Annotated in this window: 12 protein-coding genes; 11 read left to right on the top strand and 1 reads right to left on the bottom strand. The window is 73.9% G+C overall.

What is annotated here, in order from left to right; all coding sequences use genetic code 11:
* Positions 1–166 precede the first annotated feature (166 nt).
* The 3 genes from ACIRVH_RS30235 to ACIRVH_RS30225 all read left to right on the top strand — a co-directional run bounded on the left by ACIRVH_RS30235 (position 167) and on the right by ACIRVH_RS30225 (position 6,296).
* Positions 167–3,331: a hypothetical protein gene (locus ACIRVH_RS30235; RefSeq protein WP_403959555.1), complete on the top strand. Its 3,165-nt coding sequence runs from the start codon at positions 167–169 to the stop codon at positions 3,329–3,331.
* Positions 3,328–4,035: a DUF4255 domain-containing protein gene (locus ACIRVH_RS30230; RefSeq protein WP_403959552.1), complete on the top strand. Its 708-nt coding sequence runs from the start codon at positions 3,328–3,330 to the stop codon at positions 4,033–4,035. Before ACIRVH_RS30235 ends, ACIRVH_RS30230 begins: the two co-directional genes overlap by 4 nt.
* 131 nt (positions 4,036–4,166) lie before the next feature.
* Positions 4,167–6,296: an AAA family ATPase gene (locus ACIRVH_RS30225; protein ID WP_403959779.1), complete on the top strand. Its 2,130-nt coding sequence runs from the start codon at positions 4,167–4,169 to the stop codon at positions 6,294–6,296.
* Positions 6,297–6,360: 64 nt separating this feature from the next.
* Here ACIRVH_RS30225 and ACIRVH_RS30220 read toward each other — a convergent pair whose 3' ends face one another.
* Positions 6,361–7,920 (bottom strand): DUF4157 domain-containing protein, encoded by a 1,560-nt coding sequence (locus ACIRVH_RS30220; protein WP_403959549.1) that lies wholly within the window; start codon positions 7,918–7,920, stop codon positions 6,361–6,363.
* 250 nt (positions 7,921–8,170) lie between these two features.
* On the opposite strand from ACIRVH_RS30220, the gene ACIRVH_RS30215 reads away from it, so the two are divergent.
* The 8 genes from ACIRVH_RS30215 (at position 8,171) to ACIRVH_RS30180 (ending at position 17,528) form a co-directional block, all read left to right on the top strand.
* Entirely contained in the window at positions 8,171–9,730 is a 1,560-nt protein-coding gene (locus tag ACIRVH_RS30215) for a phage tail sheath family protein (RefSeq protein ID WP_403959546.1), read from the top strand.
* 35 nt (positions 9,731–9,765) lie between these two features.
* Positions 9,766–10,206: a phage tail protein gene (locus ACIRVH_RS30210; protein WP_403959543.1), complete on the top strand. Its 441-nt coding sequence runs from the start codon at positions 9,766–9,768 to the stop codon at positions 10,204–10,206.
* The gene (locus tag ACIRVH_RS30205; protein ID WP_403959540.1) at positions 10,203–10,697 is read left to right on the top strand and encodes a hypothetical protein; all 495 of its coding nucleotides are present in this window, start codon (positions 10,203–10,205) and stop codon (positions 10,695–10,697) included. The genes ACIRVH_RS30210 and ACIRVH_RS30205 overlap by 4 nt, the downstream gene beginning before the upstream one ends.
* Positions 10,694–10,852, top strand: coding sequence for a DUF6760 family protein (locus ACIRVH_RS30200; protein ID WP_403959537.1), 159 nt, complete (start codon positions 10,694–10,696; stop codon positions 10,850–10,852). The genes ACIRVH_RS30205 and ACIRVH_RS30200 overlap by 4 nt, the downstream gene beginning before the upstream one ends.
* A 4-nt stretch (positions 10,853–10,856) precedes the next feature.
* Entirely contained in the window at positions 10,857–14,456 is a 3,600-nt protein-coding gene (locus tag ACIRVH_RS30195) for a hypothetical protein (RefSeq protein ID WP_403959534.1), read from the top strand.
* Between the two features lie 33 nt (positions 14,457–14,489).
* Positions 14,490–14,915: a phage tail protein gene (locus tag ACIRVH_RS30190; RefSeq protein WP_145876481.1), complete on the top strand. Its 426-nt coding sequence runs from the start codon at positions 14,490–14,492 to the stop codon at positions 14,913–14,915.
* A 64-nt stretch (positions 14,916–14,979) separates the two neighbouring features.
* The gene (locus ACIRVH_RS30185) at positions 14,980–15,702 is read left to right on the top strand and encodes a LysM peptidoglycan-binding domain-containing protein (RefSeq protein ID WP_403959531.1); all 723 of its coding nucleotides are present in this window, start codon (positions 14,980–14,982) and stop codon (positions 15,700–15,702) included.
* Positions 15,699–17,528: a VgrG-related protein gene (locus ACIRVH_RS30180; RefSeq protein WP_403959528.1), complete on the top strand. Its 1,830-nt coding sequence runs from the start codon at positions 15,699–15,701 to the stop codon at positions 17,526–17,528. Before ACIRVH_RS30185 ends, ACIRVH_RS30180 begins: the two co-directional genes overlap by 4 nt.
* Positions 17,529–17,560: the final 32 nt, after the last annotated feature.

Here is a 17,560-nt window from a genome sequence, read left to right as displayed (position 1 = left end):
CCGATCCGACGGCCGGCCCGGCGACGGCCGGGAACCCGGCACTGCCCGAAAGCGCACCGCGCTCTTCCCCCGGGTACGGCCCCGCCGCCCTGTCGCGCCGCGCACGGCCGATGCAGGGTGGCGGGGGCACATCCGGATGCCGCACCACACTGCGAAGGGGACCGCGATGGAAACCGCTGGCTCCGGCGGGCGGTACCGCCTGGGGAGACTCGGCTCGGCGTTGCTGCTGCTCGTCCCGCTGTTCGGGGTGGCCGCGGCCGCGGGGCCGGGCAGCGCCGAACCCCGGGCGAGGTCGGCCGACGCCGCGGCGACCCGGGTCGCGTACGCCGGTACCCGGCACCGCAGTCTCGGCCGGGTCGCCACCACCACCTCCAGCACACCGCTGTTCGGCGCGGGCCCGGCCCACAACGACGTCCAGCCGTCCGCCCTCGGCGACCAGATGGTCTTCGCCAGCCGCCGCGACGAGAAGAAGCCGCAGATCTACCTGCGGTCCGCCGACGGTTCGGTACGCCGGCTCACCAGGGGCATGGACGCGGCACACCCCCGGCTGACGCCGGACGGCCGGGCCGTGGTGTTCGACGCGGCCGCACCCGGTGGCCCGGACGGCGGGACGCAGCGCGACCTGTGGCTGGTGCGCACCGACGGCACCGGCCTGACCCGGCTGACCGACACGCCCGCCGACGAGGAGTGCCCGACGGTGTCCCCGGACGGGCAGCGCCTGGCGTACTCCAGCGACAGCGACCCGGCGGCCGGGCAGCAGATCTACGTCCGGCCCCTGAACGGCGGCACCGCCACCCGGGTCACCGACCCGGCGAACGGCACGGCCGGCGAACCGGCGTGGAACCCGGTGAACGACGACGAGAACCGGAACTGGATCGCGTACACCGCCACGACCACCGTCGACGGGCGGTCCGTGCCCCGGCTGCGGGTGACGAACGCGGAGGGCACCGGTGACGAGCCGCTCCTCGGGGGCGCGCGGGCACAGTGGCGTGCCCACGGGGCAGCGTGGCTGCCCGACGGGGACGGAGTGCTGTTCCTGAGCCCGGAGATCACCTGTGAGTGCGAGGGCGACTGGGACCACGTGTTCCGGGCGACCGCCCACTCCGACCAGGTCCCCAAGCTGGAGCTCAACGAGAACCGCGAGGTCCTCTCGCCCACCTGGCTCGGGCCGCTCGACGGCGGCGGCGTGGTCGTGGAGCGCACCTCGGCGGCCACCCCGCACGTGGTGACCCTGCAGGACATCCGGATGGACGGGGCGGACCCCCGGGACCTGGGGCTGACGATCCTCGACGAGGACCCGGCGGCCGACACCGACACCGATCCCGCCAAGGACCCGCTGTTCCGGCCCGCGGCCGGGTACGACCCGTGGACCGAGCGGCAGAACTACACGCCCGACGGCCGCCGGATCGTCGTCACCCGTTTCGAGAACAACGCCGACGGCCGGCGGATCGAGCGGATCTGGATGACGGACGCCGACGGCTCCAACGCCGCCCCCCTGCCGCTGGCGGGACGCGGGGCGAAGGACTGGGACACCGACCCGACGTTCTCCCCGGACGGCAAGTACCTCGCCTTCACCCGGACTTCGCCGGGCGGTGTCGGCCAGGCCGCCGGACCCAGCCGCATCCTCATCGCGGAGGTCGCCACCGGCGCGATCATCGGCCAGATCACCCCGCCGGCCGGGCAGCTCCAGGGCCAGGACGCCCAGCCCACCTGGTCCTCCGACGGCGCCACCCTGGCCTTCACCCGCAACATGCAGATCAACGGTGGCGGCGGCAACAAGCACGTCTGGACCGTGCCCGTGGACAACCTGTCCCGGCAGCGCGACCTGAGCGCCACGATCTGCCCGGGCGACTGCGCGGTCATCGACGACAGCCCGGCGTTCTCCCCGGACGGTCTCGGCATCGCCTTCAACCGCAAGAACGGCGCCGGCCGGATCGACGAGCAGAACGGCATCCTCCTGACGTCGCTGTCGGGCGACGACTGCCAGGTGCTGCTGCCCACCGCCGCCCGCGGCCTGCCCGGCGCCTGCCGCCGGGAACTGCCGGAGAACACCGGCCCGTTCCAGCCCCGGGACGCCGCCTGGACGGCCGACGGCAAGGGGCTGGTGATCAGCGCCCGCCCCGGCCGCCCGGTCAACACCCCCGAGAAACTCAAGCTCCTGGACATCGCGTCCGGCAGGCTCACCAAGCTCACGACCGAGCTTCCGGGCCGGCAGAAGGAACCCAGCGTCCAGCAGTCCGTCGACCTCGCCGTCAAGGCGCCGGGCACCGTCCCGGAGGTGACCGTCGGCGACTCCACCACGGTCCGCGTCGACGTCGTGAACAACGGCCCCGCCGCCTCCCCCGGCACCCGGCTGACCGTCGCCCCGCCGCTCGGCGTGCGCGTCACCCGGATCACCTGGTCCGGGGGCACCTGCGACGCCGCCTCCCTGCAGTGCGACGTGGGCGTGGTGCCGCCCGGCACGACCGTTCCGGTGGACGTCACCCTCACCGGGGTCACCGCAGGCGACGCGCCCGTCGACTGGTCGGTCACCGGCACCGTCCTGGATCCGCGGCCCAGCGACAACGCGGGCCGGACCGTGGTCCCGGTGCGCGAGGCCACGCCGCCCCCGACCCCCACGCCGACCCCGACGCCGCCCACTCCGACGCCGCCGCCCCCCGTGCCGCCGAGGCCGCAGGAGCCCAAGGCCGGGCCCGGGGTGCGCGTCACGGCCCAGCCGAACCCCGGCTACGTCGGCGGGCGCGTGGTCGTGACGTACACGGTGCGCAACGGCCGCAACGCGCTGGCGACCGGTCTGCGGCTGCGCATCGGCCTGCCCAAGGGCATCCCGAACAGCGGCCCGCCGGAGGGCTGCGACCGCTCCTGGGTGTGCGCGCTGCCGGACCTGACGCCGGGCGCGAGCACCGTCGTACGTGTCGTGCTCAGCCCCGACAAGGCGCTGACCGGCCGTGTCACCGGCGTCCTCACCACCACCGGCACGGACGCCGACAAGAGCGACAACACCGCACGGCAGCGGCTGCGCATCCTGCAGCCGCGCATCATCGCGGTGCCCGACATCGGCAAGCCCGGATTCGTCACCTCGGTGCGCGGCAAGGACTTCCCGCCGGGCGTGCCGGTGCGGTTCACCTGGAAGCCGGGGATCACCGCGGCCGCGGCGCCGACCGTTCCGAAGCCGGACGGCACGTTCATCGGCCAGCTGCTCATCCTCGCCAAGGACCAGACGGGACCGCGCATCATCACCGCCAAGGGCCCCGGGTTCTCACCGGTGACCACCGACTTCCTGGTGGTCAGCGGCAGCGTGCAGCCGCCCGACGAGGTGACCCGCCGGTGATCCACGAGGTCGACGAGGGGCTGCGCCGCCTGCTCGGCGAGTCGGGCCTGGAGGCATCGGGCGTCGACGTGGTCTTCGACGCCCCCACCCGGGACTGGGCGGCGCGCCGCAGCGCCCCGACGGTGTGCGTCTTCCTGTACCACATCCGCGAGGACGCCACCCGGCGCGGAAGCGGTGCCGGGGAGGTGTACGACGAGGACGGGCACCTCGTGGCGAGGCGCAGCCCGCCGCGCTGGTTCGAGCTGACGTACCTGGTCACGGCGTGGGCGAACCGCCCGCAGGACGAACACCGGCTGCTCTCGCAGGTGCTCACCTGTCTGGTGGCCAACGACACGCTTCCCGCGCGGCTGCTCACCGGCACGCTCGCCGAACTCGGCCTGACCGTGGGACTGGACACCGCCGGGGCCGCGCTCGACGCACCGGCCGCCTCCGACGTGTGGTCGGCGCTCGGCGGGGAGCTGAAGGCCTCACTCCCGGTGCGGGTACGGGCACCGCTCGCCGGCGTGACCACGGCCGCCGCACCACCGGTCACCGAAGGCCTGGTCGTCCGTTCCGCGGCCGGGCGCGAGGGCGAGGAAGTGACGTCGGGGCGCAGGCTGCGCTACACGGAGGTCGGCGATCCGGGCCCGGAGGGCTTCACCGGCCCGCGTGAACGGCCGCCCGCCCCCGCCCGACGCCGCCGCAGGGGGGACCGCCAGCCGTGACACACACCGCCGAAGATGTCGCGGACGCCCGAGCCGAAAACGAAGCCGAGACGGCCGGCCCCTCCGGTACCGAAGCCGACGCGGCTGCCCGAAGCGCCGTCCGACTCGGCGCCGAGGCCGTCCCGGACGACATGGAGCACACCGCCGAACCTGCGGCGGCCGCCCGAACCGACGTCCGCCCCGATGCCGATGCCGTCTCCGCCGACGTGGACCACCTGTGGACGCGGCTTCGCGTGATCGAGGAGCGCGTGCGGCACGCGGTGGCCGCCCGCCGGGCCGGCGACCCCGACCCCGACGACCCGTACCGGGGCCAGTACCTCACCCCCGAGGCGGCGGCCCGCATCCTGGACGAGCCGGGCGGCCTCGACGTACCCGCGCACGAGCCGAGGCGGCCGTCCGCCGGGTCCGTCCTCGACGGCCTCGCCCGGCGGTTCGGGCTGTCCCCGCTCGACCTGGACCTGCTCCTGGTCGCGCTGGCACCCGACCTCGACGCACGGTTCGAGCGGCTCTACGGCTACCTCAACGACGACCTGACACGACGCCGCCCCACGGTCGGGCTCGCCCTGGAACTGTGCGGGCTCGCCGGGGCGGCGTCCGCCCGGTTCCGGCTCGCTCCGGGCGCCCCGCTGATCGCGGGCGGTCTGGTGGAGGTCACCGAGCCCGAACGGCCGCCACTGTCACGGGGGTTGGCGGTTTCTGACCGGGTCACCGGGCATCTGCTGGGCAGTGCTCGGCCCGACGCCCGGCTCGCCGGGATGCTCGGCGAGGCCCGCGAGGACCCGACCGCCGACGCGGCCGACGTCCACCGCACGGCGGCCGCGGCCGGCACCGGCGTCGGCCTCGTCCATCTGCGCAGCCGGGGCGGCGATGCGGCGGGTCTCGCCGTCGCCGCCCTGCGCGCGGCCGGGCTGCACCCGCTCGTCCTGGACGCGGTGGCCCTCGCCCGCCGCTCGGCCGACGTACCGGAACTCGCCCGGATCGCCGCCCTCGAAGCCCGCCTCACCGGCGCCGGAGTCGTCCTCGGCCCCCTGGAGGCGCTGCCCGGGGAACCCACCGAACGGGCCGGCACACTGGGGGCGTTGTGTGCGGCGCTGCGGGGGATCCCCCTGATCACACACGGCACGGTCGGCTGGGCCCCGGAGTGGGCGGCCGACACCCCCGTCGCCCTGACCGTGCCGGCGCCTTCGCCCGAACGGCAGGCCGCGCGCTGGAGGCACGCCCTCGAAGGGGCGGCCGACCACATCTCGGGTGACGACCTCGCGACCGGTGACGTGGAAGCGCTCGCCGAGGCGGTCGCCGCGCACCGCCTGGACTCCGGGCAGTTGCGCCGCGCCGCCGACGTGGCGGTGCGCACGGCCGCCCTCGCGGGGCGTCCGGTCCGCCCCGACGACCTGCGCACGGCCGTACGGGCCCAGAACGGCGCGGGGCTCGAGCGGCTCGCCCGCCGGGTGGAGCCGGGCGTCGGCTGGGACGACCTGGTGCTGCCGCCGGCCACTCACCGGCGGCTGCGCGAACTCGCGCTGCGCGCCCGCCACCGTGAGCAGGTGCTCGGGCAGTGGGGGATGCGGCCCGGCGGCGGCCGGGGACGCGGCGTGATCGCGCTGTTCGCAGGGGAGTCGGGCACCGGCAAGACCATGTCCGCCGAGGTCGTCGCCGCCGACCTGGGCATGGACCTGTACGTGGTGGACCTGTCCACAGTGGTGGACAAGTACGTGGGGGAGACCGAGAAGAACCTGGAACGGATCTTCACCGAGGCGTCGGCGGTCAACGCCGTGCTGCTCTTCGACGAGGCCGACGCGATCTTCGGCAAGCGCTCGCAGGTGAAGGACGCGCACGACCGGCACGCCAACATCGAGTCGGCGTACCTGCTGCAGCGCATGGAGTCCTTCGACGGGATCGCGGTGCTGACCACCAACCTGCGGGCCAACCTCGACGAGGCGTTCACCCGACGGCTGGACGTGGTCGCCGACTTCCCGGTGCCCGACTCCGGCCAGCGCCTCGCCCTGTGGGAGCGCTGCCTGGGCGACCGGCTGCCCCGCGCCGAGGACCTGGACCTCGCCTTCTGCGCCGACCGCTTCGAACTCGCCGGCGGCTCCATCCGCGCCTGCGCGGTCACCGCGGCCTACCTCGCGGCCGAGTCAGGCAGCCCGCTCACCATGCGGCAGCTGGTGACGGCGGTCGCGCAGGAGTACCGCAAGCTGGGACGGCTGGTTCTGGAGGGCGAGTTCGGGCCTTACCTGGCGGACGTCGCCGACGTCTGAGACGGGGGGCGGCGCGGCCCGCGGACGGCGGAACCGTTTCCCCCCGGTCTCGGCACGGAAGACCTCAGTCGGAGGCCTTCTTCCACTTGGCGCCCACTTTCTTCCACCGTTCGAGGTCGGGCGGGGAGAGTATCGCGCCTCCGTACTCTTTTTCGTGAAGGTCCTGCGCCTTCCTCAGCTTGTCCGCAACGGCCTCCCAGTCGACGGTGGGAGCGGTGGCCAAGCTCAGTGCGTCCTTCAGCTCGCTCGACCGTGGCGTCATCGCGCCCGCAGGCGTGTAGTTGAAGTCGGTTCCGGATCCCGGGTCGCCTGTCCTCGTGTCACTCGCCGGTCCCATTTCCAGGTTGGCCGGCATGTTGTGCAGGGCCTTTTTGTTCCCCGCGGTCGAGTTGAGTACCGTCCGTATCTCGTCCAGGAACTCGAACAGCGGTTTCGCGTTCGCCCCGTCCTTCTCGGCCGAGGCGAGTACAGCGTCCAACTCGCTCCGGGAGATCTTGTGATGGAGGGTTGTCTTGTCGCCCCAGTGCGGATGGTCCGCCCGCATCTCCGCATGTGCCGAAGTGACCGCGCTCGCCGCCCAGTCACTGCTGCCGCCGCCCGGACCCGAGAAACCGGGGGCGTGTTTCTCATTCTCGATCGCCTCGCTGAGGCTGCTCAGCATCGAGTCGTCGTTCTTCACGTCGTCGAGCGTGTAGAGATCGCTGTCGGGCACGATTCCGATCTGTTCGAGGACGAGCTCCTTCTCGTTCGGTTTCATCGCCTTGAACTCTTCGCTGCACTCCTCGAAGTACTCCTTTATTTCATCAAAAGTGCTCTTCGAGGCAGCGGGCGCCGCTGCGGGTGGGTTGCCCCCCGTCTGCTTCTTCGTCGACTTCTTCTTGGGGGGCATGCGCTGCACCTCGACCGACGCCACGGCCGTCCGGTGCGCGGCGTCGGCGGTGTGGTCCGCGACCGAGCGCTGGACGTCCGCTCCGCCCCGCATCACCTGCTCGGCCTTGCGTTCGGCGGACCTCTCGAACCGGTCGGAGGGGTCGCTGATGCTCAGGCCGCTGCCGTCGTCGGTACCGGCCACAGCCCCCGCACGCTGCTGGCGGACGTGCTCCAGTTCGTGCGCGAGGGTCTTCTTGTCGATCGTGCCGCGGAACACGATGTGACGGGTGCCGGTGGTGTACGCCTCGGCCCCGACCGCCTCGGCGGAACGCCGGGCAGTGGCGCCGGTGTGGACCGCGACGTCGGAGAAGTCCTCGCCCGAGAAGCGGGCTTCCATCTCCCGCTGCAGCGAGGCGGGCAGTCGGCTGCCGGCGGACCGCACCACGGAGTTCACCGCGTCGGCGGCGCTTGGCTGCGCCGCGGCTTCCCGGCCGTGTCCCGCGCCGTGCTCATGCTTCGAGTGAGGGTCCTCGTGCACCCCGGCGTCCGGCTGCTCCCGGGCGGACGCGCGCCGGGCGATCATGGCGGTGACCGCGGCGTTGCCCGCGCCGCGCTGCGCCACCCGGAGCGCGTCGGCGGTGAGTGGCGGCGGCGTGGCGGCGCCGCCCGGGGACGTCTCCCGGCGGGCGGCGGCCGGGCCGCGCGTGGCCTGCCGGTTCTCGGTCTGCTCTGTGTGCGCCCCGGACGTCCGCAATTCGCTGCCTCCTAGTCGGCCGCACCCCTGCTCCGGCCCCCCAGTGGACCGCCCGGGCGACCGGGACGTCCAGGTCCGTACGGGCAGAACGAGGGCAAGTCCGGGCGGCGGCCGGACCGCCCGAGTGGGCAGCCGAAGGCAGCGATCTTGCCCTTGGCCAGGTCCCCGCGTCCCTGTCGCCCCGGCGGACCGCCCGCGCAGACTCGGTCTGGACACAGCTGACAGACCCGTAGGACGCGAAGGAGCGAGCATGCCGACGTACCTCACCCCGGGCGTGTACGTGGAGGAGGTGCAGTCCGGTGCCCGCCCGATCGAAGGGGTCGGCACCGCCGTCGCCGCGTTCGTGGGCTTCGCCGAGAACGGCCCGTTCCACGCGCCGACGCTGGTCACCGGCTGGGACCAGTACACCCAGCTGTTCGGTGGCTTCACCGAGGGCGCCTACCTGCCGCACGCGGTCTACGGCTACTTCGCCAACGGCGGTGGCGCCGCGTACATCGTGCGGATCGGCGGATCCGCCGACGACACCTCCGCACCGGCGGCCCAGGGCGCCAGGCGCCAGGACACCAAGGCCGTGGAACCGGCGGAGCTCGGCGGCTTCCTGGTCGCGGCCAGGCCGGGCGTCTCCGGGGTGTCGCTGGAGGTCGCCGACGCGGACGGCGAGAACCCGCCGGAGGACCGCTTCAAGGTCCTGGTCCGCCAGGGCGACCAGGTGGCGGAGACGTACGAGGCCTCCGCCCGCAAGAACGTCAAGGGGTACCTGGTCAACCAGGTCCGCGCCTCCAAGCTGATCGAGGTCACCGAGCAGCGCGGTGCCACCCAGAGCAGGCCCGCCAACCAGACCGTGGCGCTGGCCGACGCCCCGGCCGCGCCGGCCGTGGCCGGCTCCGGAGCGGTGTCCCGCCTCGACCCGGCCGAGTACGTCGGTGACGCCGGGGCCCGCACCGGGTTCGGCGGCCTGGAGACCATCGACGAGATCACCATGGTCGCGGTGCCGGACCTGATGAGCGCCTACCAGCGCGGCGACATCGACGCCGAGGGCGTGCGCACCGTGCAGCTCGCGGTGATCTCGCACTGCGAGCAGATGGGCGACCGGGTCGCCGTCCTGGACGCCCCGCCCGGGCTCACCGCCCAGCAGGTGCGCACCTGGCGCAACGACGAGGCGGGCTACGACTCCCGGTACGCCACCCTCTACTACCCGTGGGTGCGGGTCTTCGACCCGGCCGCCGGACGCAACACCGTCGTCCCGCCGAGCGGCCACGTCGCCGGTGTGTGGGCGCGCAGCGACGCCGAGCGCGGTGTGCACAAGGCGCCCGCCAACGAAGTGATCCGCGGCGCGGTCGACCTGGAGCTCCGGCTCAGCAAGGGCGAGCAGGATCTGCTGAACCCGATCGGCGTGAACTGCATCCGGGCCTTCCCCGGCCGGGGCATCCGGATCTGGGGTGCCCGCACCCTCTCCTCCGACCCGGCCTGGCGCTACCTGAACGTGCGCCGTCTCTTCAACTACCTGGAGGAGTCGATCCTCCTGGGCACCCAGTGGGTCGTCTTCGAGCCGAACGACGACCGGCTGTGGTCGAGCATCCGGCGCAACGTCACGGCGTTCCTCAGCGAGGAGTGGCGTCAGGGCGCGCTGTTCGGCCGTACCGCCGAAGAGGCCTTCTACGTGAAGTGCGACCGCGACAACAACCCGCAGGAGTCCATCGACCAGGGCCGGGTCATCTGCGAGATCGGCGTCGCGCCGGTCAAGCCCGCCGAGTTCGTGGTGTTCCGGCTGGCCCAGTTCTCCGACAGCACCAGCCTCATCGACGAGTGACCCGCGGGTCCGCAAGGAAAAGGTGACAGACAGTCATGGCAACGGGCGATGCTCTTTCCACCCACGTCTTCGGCGTGCAGCTCGGCGGCTACCTGGTCGAGTCGATCCAGGAGATCAGCGGACTGACCGTCGAAGAGGAGGTCGTCGAGGTCAAGCAGGTCAGCGCGGACGGCAAGCAGATCATCCGTAAGCAGCCCGGCGCCCGGCAGGCCGGCGAGATCACGATCACCCGGGGACTCGACAAGAGCAGCGAGTTCACCAAGTGGATCAAGGAGACGCTGAACAAGGGCGCCGTGAACTCCGCGCGGCAGAACCTCACCATCGAGATCAAGGACTCCGAGGGCAGCACGGTCCGCCGCATCCAGCTGCTGCAGGGCTGGGCCTCCAGGTGGGAGGGCCCCTCCCTGAGGGCGGGCGAGTCGTCCCCGGCCACCGAGTCCGTCACGATCGTGTTCGAGGAGATCGTCGTCGAATGAGGCGTCGTACGGTCACGGCGGGCAGCCTGGAAGAGATACTCCAGGCCACGGCACCCGCCGCGGCACCGGATCAGGCGGCGGCCGCCCCGGTCGCCGCTCCGGCGCCCCGGGAGGACCACGGTCTGCGCACCGAGTTCGAGTTCGAGCTGCCGCGCGGGTACGTCGACGAGGCGGGCACGGTGCATCGCCACGGCTCGATGCGCCTGGCCACCGCCCGGGACGAGCTGCGGCCCCAGATCGATCTGCGGGTCAAGGAGAACCCGGCGTACCTGAGCGTCGTGCTGCTGAGCCAGGTGATCACCCGGCTCGGGAACATCACCGACGTGCACGCCGGGATCGTGGAACGGATGTACGCCACCGACGTCGCCTTCCTCCAGGACTTCTACCGCCGCGTCAACAGCGAGGGCCACACCCGTGCGGCGGTGACCTGCCCGCACTGCGACGGCGGCTTCGAGGTCGACCTCTCGGGTGGGCGCCTGGGGGAATCGTGACGTACGCCCTTCCCCGGCTCCGGGAGGAGATCGCGTACATCGCCTACCACTTCCACTGGCAACGCGAGGAGATCCTCGACCTGACCCACGGCGAGCGCCGGCAGTGGGCGGCCGAGATCGCCCGCATCAACACCCGCATGAACGAAGGCGGTTGAGCACATGGCATGGCGGGACAGGCTGCGCCGCCGGGCCGCCGGAGGACCGGACACGGCGGAGCGTCCGCGGCGTGCGGGGCGCACCGGCGCCCCGGCGGGAGGTCCGTCCGGCGAGCGCCCGGACCCGAGCACGCCCGGCGGCTCGGGTTCCGCCGCGCCGGTTCCCTCCGCGCCGATTCCGTCCGTGCCGCACGACTGGGACGGCGGCTGGCGCCGTACCGCCGCGCCCGAACTGACCCTCTCCCGCGCTCCGCTCGGCGTCAGCGACGGCCTCACCTTCCGCGCGGGCCTCGCCGCCTGGCAGAACCCGTCGTTCGACAACGGCCTCGGGCACGCCCTGCAGCCCACGGCCCCGACCGGCCTCGTACGAGGTGTCACGCGCCCGGCTGCCGCGCAGCCCACCCACACCAGCGGGGGACCGCTGCTGCTTCGGGCACTGCACTCGGACGGGGCGGAGGGGCCACAGGGCGACGGGACTGCGGACGGCACGGCTCGGACGCCGGACAGCCGGACACCGCAGGTCCAGCGCCGGGCGCGTACGGGGGCGCGGGCATCAGGTCCCGCGCCGTCCGTCTCGGAGCCGTCCGCTTCGACCGCGTCCGGTGCGGTCCCGTCCGGCCCTCTGCCCTCCGACTCCGCCGTACGGCCCACCGTCGGCGGCTCCGGCGGTACGGGAGCGGCGGAAGCGGGTTCGGGCCCGGAGCCCGTGGTGGCGGGTCCCGGCGGCAACAGCGGCAACAGTGCGGTGGGGGAGGGGCGTTCGAGCAGCGCTCCGCGGCCCCGTGGCCTCACGTCCGGGGATTCTCCGGCCGTGCTCTCCTCGTCACCTCCCTCCGTCCAACGTGCCGCGGCGCCGGGCACGGCCCCGATCGTGTCCCCCGCCGACACCGGCCGCCCGCCGGCCGCTCGGGAGATTCCGCTGGTACGACGTGTGGCGGTGCTCCCGGGCGCAGCAGCCGGCGGGGGCATGGCCCGCTCCGTGTCCGACGAGGCCGCCCCGGCGGCACGGGCGGGCGCGGCCGCGCCGGACTCCGGCAGCGCATCCCGGCCGGCGGCGGGTTCAGGAAGCCGTACGCCCTCCGGCCCCGCCGCCCGGACGACAGGTTCACCGTCCGCTCGGGGAGGCGGACAGCCGGAGGCTTCCAGCGCCTCCGTCGCCGAGACTTCTCACCCTGCCGTCCGACTCCGGTCGGTGGGCACTCGGCTGACCGTCGCCCGGCGCCCGGCCGGACCCGCGCGCCGTATCCCCGCCCTGCGACCTGCCGGCACCCAGGCGACCGCGGCCAACACCGCCCCTGACGCACCCGGCCCCACCTCCGCCGCGACCGAACCGGCCGGTGCGGGGGTGCCCTCGACCGCCCCCGTACAGCGTGCCGCCACCCGAACGGCGAGCCGCGGGCCCCTCGGCGCCCCGTTGAGCGAGCTGCCCGCCACGGCCGCCCTGCCGGCGCAGGCCGCCCCCGCCCCACAGCCCCCGTCCGGCGCCGGAGCCGTGTCCGGTCGGGCGCTTCCCGTCGTCCAGCGGCACGCCGAGGGCACAGCGGACGGCGCAGTCGGCGCCTCGCGCTCGGCTGACGGTGGCGCGAGCGGGACGAGGCCGGGTGCCTCGCGCTCGGCCGATGGCGGCGGGAGCGGGACGAGGGAGGGTGCCTCGCGCTCGGCTGACGGTGGCGCGAGCGGGACGAGGCCGGGTGCCTCGCGCTCGGCCGACGCTGGTGCGAGCGGGACGAAGCACGGCGCTCCGCGCCAAGTTGACAGCGGTGCGAGCGGGACGAAGCAGGGTGCCTCGCGCTCGGCCGACGCTGGTGCGAGTGGGACGAAGTACGGCGCTCCGCGCCCAGTTGACGGCGGTGCGAGCGGGACGAAGCACGGCGCCCCGCGCCCGGCCGACAGCGGAGGAAAGGGGACGGCCCACGGCACCCCCGGCGGTACCGACGAGCCGGGCCGTACCCCCGGCCCGGCCCGGAGCGGCGCACGTGTGCGACGTGGTCTCGGCGCGCCGCTGCCCGCGTTGCCGGCGAGTGCCGACCTGCCCGGTTCCGCCGCGTCCGGCGCCCGCGCCGCTCGCCCGGCACCCGGCCCGGACGTCCAGCGCGCCCCGGCCCACCAGGGCAGGGGAGCCGGAGCCGCTCCGGCACCGTCCGGGACGGATCGCGACCGGACGCCCGGCGAGGCCTCAGCCCTCGGGCGGGGAGAGGGCGGAGCGGACGCGCCGTTGCTGGGGGCCGCCGACGTCCAGCGCAGCTTCGCGGACCAGACCACCACCGGAGGCACCACGGCACCCCGCCCCACGAGCCATGGAGACGGGCCGGCCACACCGCTGGTCACGCCGTCTCCGGCCGCAGTGCCGGAAGGCGCAGCGGGTACGGCAAGCTCGGCAGGCCCGGCAGGTCCGGCAGGGAATGCGGCACGCTCCGGTGTGACCTCCGGCGGACCGGTCCCGAGCGGCCAACGGCCCCAGGACCACGGCACCCCGGGCCCGGTCGTCGTGGCCCGGGCCCTGGCCGAAGCAGGCACCCAAGGCACCGGAAGCGCCGAACGCACCGCAGGCAGCCGGACCTCTCCCGCCGGCCCGCCGTCCGCACCCCGCTCCCTCGGTACCGCGGGCGACCGGCCCCGCGGCGCGGCCGACCCGCGCGTTCTCACCGCGACCGGCTCCGGAGCGCACACCGCTCCCGTGGCACCCCGCACCCTCCAGTTGCTCTCCGCGCGCCCGCTCACCGTGAACACCCGTGCTCCGGAAGGGGTGGCGCAGCCCGCTGCCTCCCGCACCGGCGGCCGTCCCGTGGTGGCCGCGCGCTGGCCGGGCACACCGGCCGCCCCGCAGGGCGAGCCCGCGCCGCCCACCGGGGCGTCCGCGCGGCCGTCCCGGAACCCGAGCCCGTCCGCAGGCACCCCGGCGACGCCTCAGCTACAGCGAGCCGCGACCGCGCACGGGCCGGACAACTCGGGGGTACGAAGCACCGGTTCCCCGGCGACGCCACAGGTACAGCGAGCCGCGACCGCGCACGGGCCGGACAACTCGGGGGTACGAAGCACCGGTTCCCCGGGGAACGTCCAGCGCGTCCCGGTCGTACGGCCTGCACCACCGGGGACGGAGACATCCGGGGCGCTCGCCCGGGCCGCCGCCGTACCGGGGCGGCCCTTGCCGGTGACCGCCCCGCCGGCGCCGCCGCTCGCGGACCGCCCGCCGGCCACGTCGGTACCGGCACCGGCACCGGACGGGATCGTTCCCGTGGTCCGGCCGAGGAACGTAGCGACAGGCCCCCGATCGACGGCGGGCGGCGGCACCAGCCCGGCGGCACCCCCCGTCCAGCGCGAGGTCTCCGGCGCCGGGAAGTCCGTGTCCAGGGGCGGACCGGCCAAGGCGGCGCCGGCGAGCGGCAAGCAGCAGCCGTCCGGCACGTCCACCGCGTCCTCGACGTCCGCCAAGTTCTCCGCCTCCGGCAAGCGCACGCCCCACCGCGCCGAGGCACCGCAGGACCCCGGCATCGACCTGGACGATCTGGCGCGCCGCCTGCTGGACCCGATGGCCCGGCTGCTGCGCACCGAGCTGCGGCGCGGCCGGGAACGTACGGGCCGTCCCTACGACGGACGCCGCTGAGGGCACGGAACGGATCGGACGGATGACGGACGAATGACGGACAACATCTTCGCGACGAGCGTGTTCTTCCGGCTCGCGATCGGCGGCAACGACCTGGGCGCGTTCCACACCTGCTCCGGCATGGGCGCCGAGGTCGAGATGGAGAGCTACGCGGAGGGCGGCAACAACGACTTCACCTGGCAGCTTCCCGGCCGCGTGACCTGGTCGAACATCACGCTCACCCGGCCGGTCACCGCCGACACGGCGAAGATCGCCCGCTGGCTCGACGAGACGCTGCGGCGGGTGGAGCCCAAGGACGGCGAGATCGTGGCGCTGCGGCCCGACCTGACCCGGATCATCAGCTGGCAGGTGTTCGGAATCGTCCCGGTGCGCTGGCAGGGCCCGTCCTTCGACCCCAACAGCTCGCAGGCCGCGGTGGAGACCCTGGAGATCGCCCACGAGGGGCTTCGCCCTTCCTGACGCACCCTCGACGACGGTCCCGCTCCCAGGTTTTCGCCCTTCGTCCCGGAAAGGAAGTCCCGGCATGTCCCCAGCGTCCCGCTCCAGTCGGGCCAGGGCCCAGCTGACGCTGAAGGAGCCCCCGGCCTCCGTCGGCGCCAAGCCCGGCGGGACGATCGCGCGGCTGAGCCTCCAGTTCAACCCCTCCACCCTGGAACTGCGCAAGACCACCGAGTGGCGGCGCTCCCCGTCCCGGATGGCGGGCCAGTCGGCGCTGCCCGAGTTCGTCGGCAGCGGCCCGCGCGAGCTGAGCCTGGAGGTGTTCCTGGACGCCACCGCCACCCACGACAACTCCGTGGAACTGGCGGTGGAGAAGCTGATGAAGGCGTGCGTGCCGACTCCGGCCAGCCTGGGCCGCAAGAAGCCGGCCAGTCCATGGGTGCGGTTCGAGTGGGGCACCGCGCGGACGACCTCGTTCGACGGGGTGCTCTCCAGCCTGTCGGTCACCTACACGCTCTTCGACGTGGACGGCAAGCCGCTGCGGGCCACCTGCGCACTGTCGATCGAGGAGGCGAGCGTCGACCCGCCGGGCCAGAACCCGACGTCCGGCGCGCGCACCGCCCGCAGTACGCACACCGTCGTGGCGGGCGACAGCCTGGCCCTGCTGGCCTGGCGGGAGTACGGCGACGCGACGGCCTGGCGGGCCATCGCGGAGGCGAACGAGATCGACGACCCGATGGCGCTCGTACCCGGCACCGAACTGGTGGTGCCGGCGCTGCGGGACGCGGGCGGTGAGGAGGAGCGGTGAGCACATCCGGGGAACAGGGCGGCCGGTCGTTCGCGGCGGACCCGATCGTGGAGGCACCCGGCGAACTTCCGCCGATCTGGGCCGCCCAGCTGGTGAGTTGTGTGGTGGACGAGAACGTGGGCCTGCCGGACGCGGCGGTGCTCACCTTCCGCGACCCCGACCACGAGTTCCTGACGGCGACCGGCATCACCATCGGCACCCCGCTACGGGTGTCGGTCATGACTGTGAGCGGACAGGCGCGCGAGCGGCTGTTCGACGGCGAGGTGACGGCCCTGGAGGTGGACCGGGACCGCACGGGCTCGTTCACGGTGGTGCGCGCCTACTCCAAGGCGCACCGCCTCCAGCGCGGCCGGAAGGTGGTGGCGTACCGGAACATGACCGCGGCGGCGATCGTCCGCAAGGTGGCCGCCGGGGCCGGACTGGCCTGCGGGACCGTGCAGGCCGCGCCCGTCACGTACCAGCAGCTCTCGCAGGCGAACGTGTCCGACTGGGACTTCCTGCAGTTCCTGGCGGCCGAGAGCGGCGCGCACGTGCGCGTCGACGACAAGGGGCTGCTCCAGTTCACCAAGCCGGAGAAGGCGTCCGGCGCGCCCGCGCCGTCTACTTCGGCCACCCGGAACCCGATGGTGCTGGAGTACGGGCGGAACCTGCTGGCGCTGCGGGCCTCGCTGTCGGCCGCGGACGGCGCGCAGCAGGTGGAGGTGCGCGGCTGGGACGTCACCACGAAGCGGCCGCTGGTGTCCCGGCAGCCGTCGGTGAACAGCGACACGGTGGTGCCGGGCCTGAGCCCGGCGTCCGCCGCCCGGCTCGGCAAGTCGTCGAAGCTGACCGTCACCGACACCCCGTACCGCACCCAGGCCGAGACGACCGCGGTCGCCGACGCGGTGGCCGCCCAGGTCAGTGCGGGCTTCGGCGAGCTGGAGGTGGTGGCCGAGGGCAACCCCAAGCTGCGGGCGGGCAAGCCCGTGGCGCTCGGCAACGTCGGGCAGGCGTTCTCCGGCAAGTACACGGCGACGGCGGTGCAGCACGTCCTCGAACCGCAGGGCGGGTACCGGACGACGGTGTGGGTCAGCGCCAGCCCGGACCGTTCGCTCACCGGCCTGGTGACCGGCGCCAACGCGCCGTCCCGCGGCCCGCGCATGCCGGGACTGGCGATCGGCGTGGTGACGGACGTACGCGAACCCGGTGGTTCCCAGCGCGGCGCGGTGAAACTGAAGTTCCCCTGGCTGGACGACACATACGTCACCGACTGGGTGCGCACCGTGCAGTGGGGCGGCAAGGGCGGCGGTGGCGTGGTGAGCCCGGAGGTCAACGACGAGGTCCTGGTGGGCTTCGAACAGGGCTTGCTGGACAGCCCGTACGTCATCGGAGGGCTCTACAACGGCGTGGACCAGCCGTCGCCGCACGACGTCCCGCTGATCGACAGGACCAGCGGGAAGGTCAACCGCCGCTCCATCGTGTCGCGTTCGGGGCACCGGGTGGAGCTGCTGGACGCGCGGGCGCCGGGACGCTCCGGGGTGCGGCTGATGACCGGCGACGAGCGCCTCGAAGTGTTCCTCGACGACCGGCAGGACCGGATCGAGCTGAAGGTGTACGCGGGGAAGGGCAGCCGGCAACCCCTCACCTCCGTCCAGCTCGACAGGAAGGGCATCACCCTGGACGCGGGGCGGGGCAACGTGAGCGTGTCGGGCCGGAACGTGGACATCGCCGGCAGGGTCGGCGTGAAGATCGGCGGCCGCACGGTGAGCGTCAACGGCAGCTCGAACGTCACCGTCGACGGCGGTCTCCTCGGCGTCCTCAAGGCCAAGCTCATCCGGATCAACTGACCCCTGTCCCCTGGGATTTCGAAAGGAGCGCC

Source organism: Streptomyces sp. NPDC101165 (assembly GCF_044768135.1).
In the GTDB taxonomy this organism is placed as follows: domain Bacteria; phylum Actinomycetota; class Actinomycetes; order Streptomycetales; family Streptomycetaceae; genus Streptomyces.
Note: the sequence above shows the minus strand (reverse complement) of the source record. Positions and strands in the feature narration are given on the sequence as shown.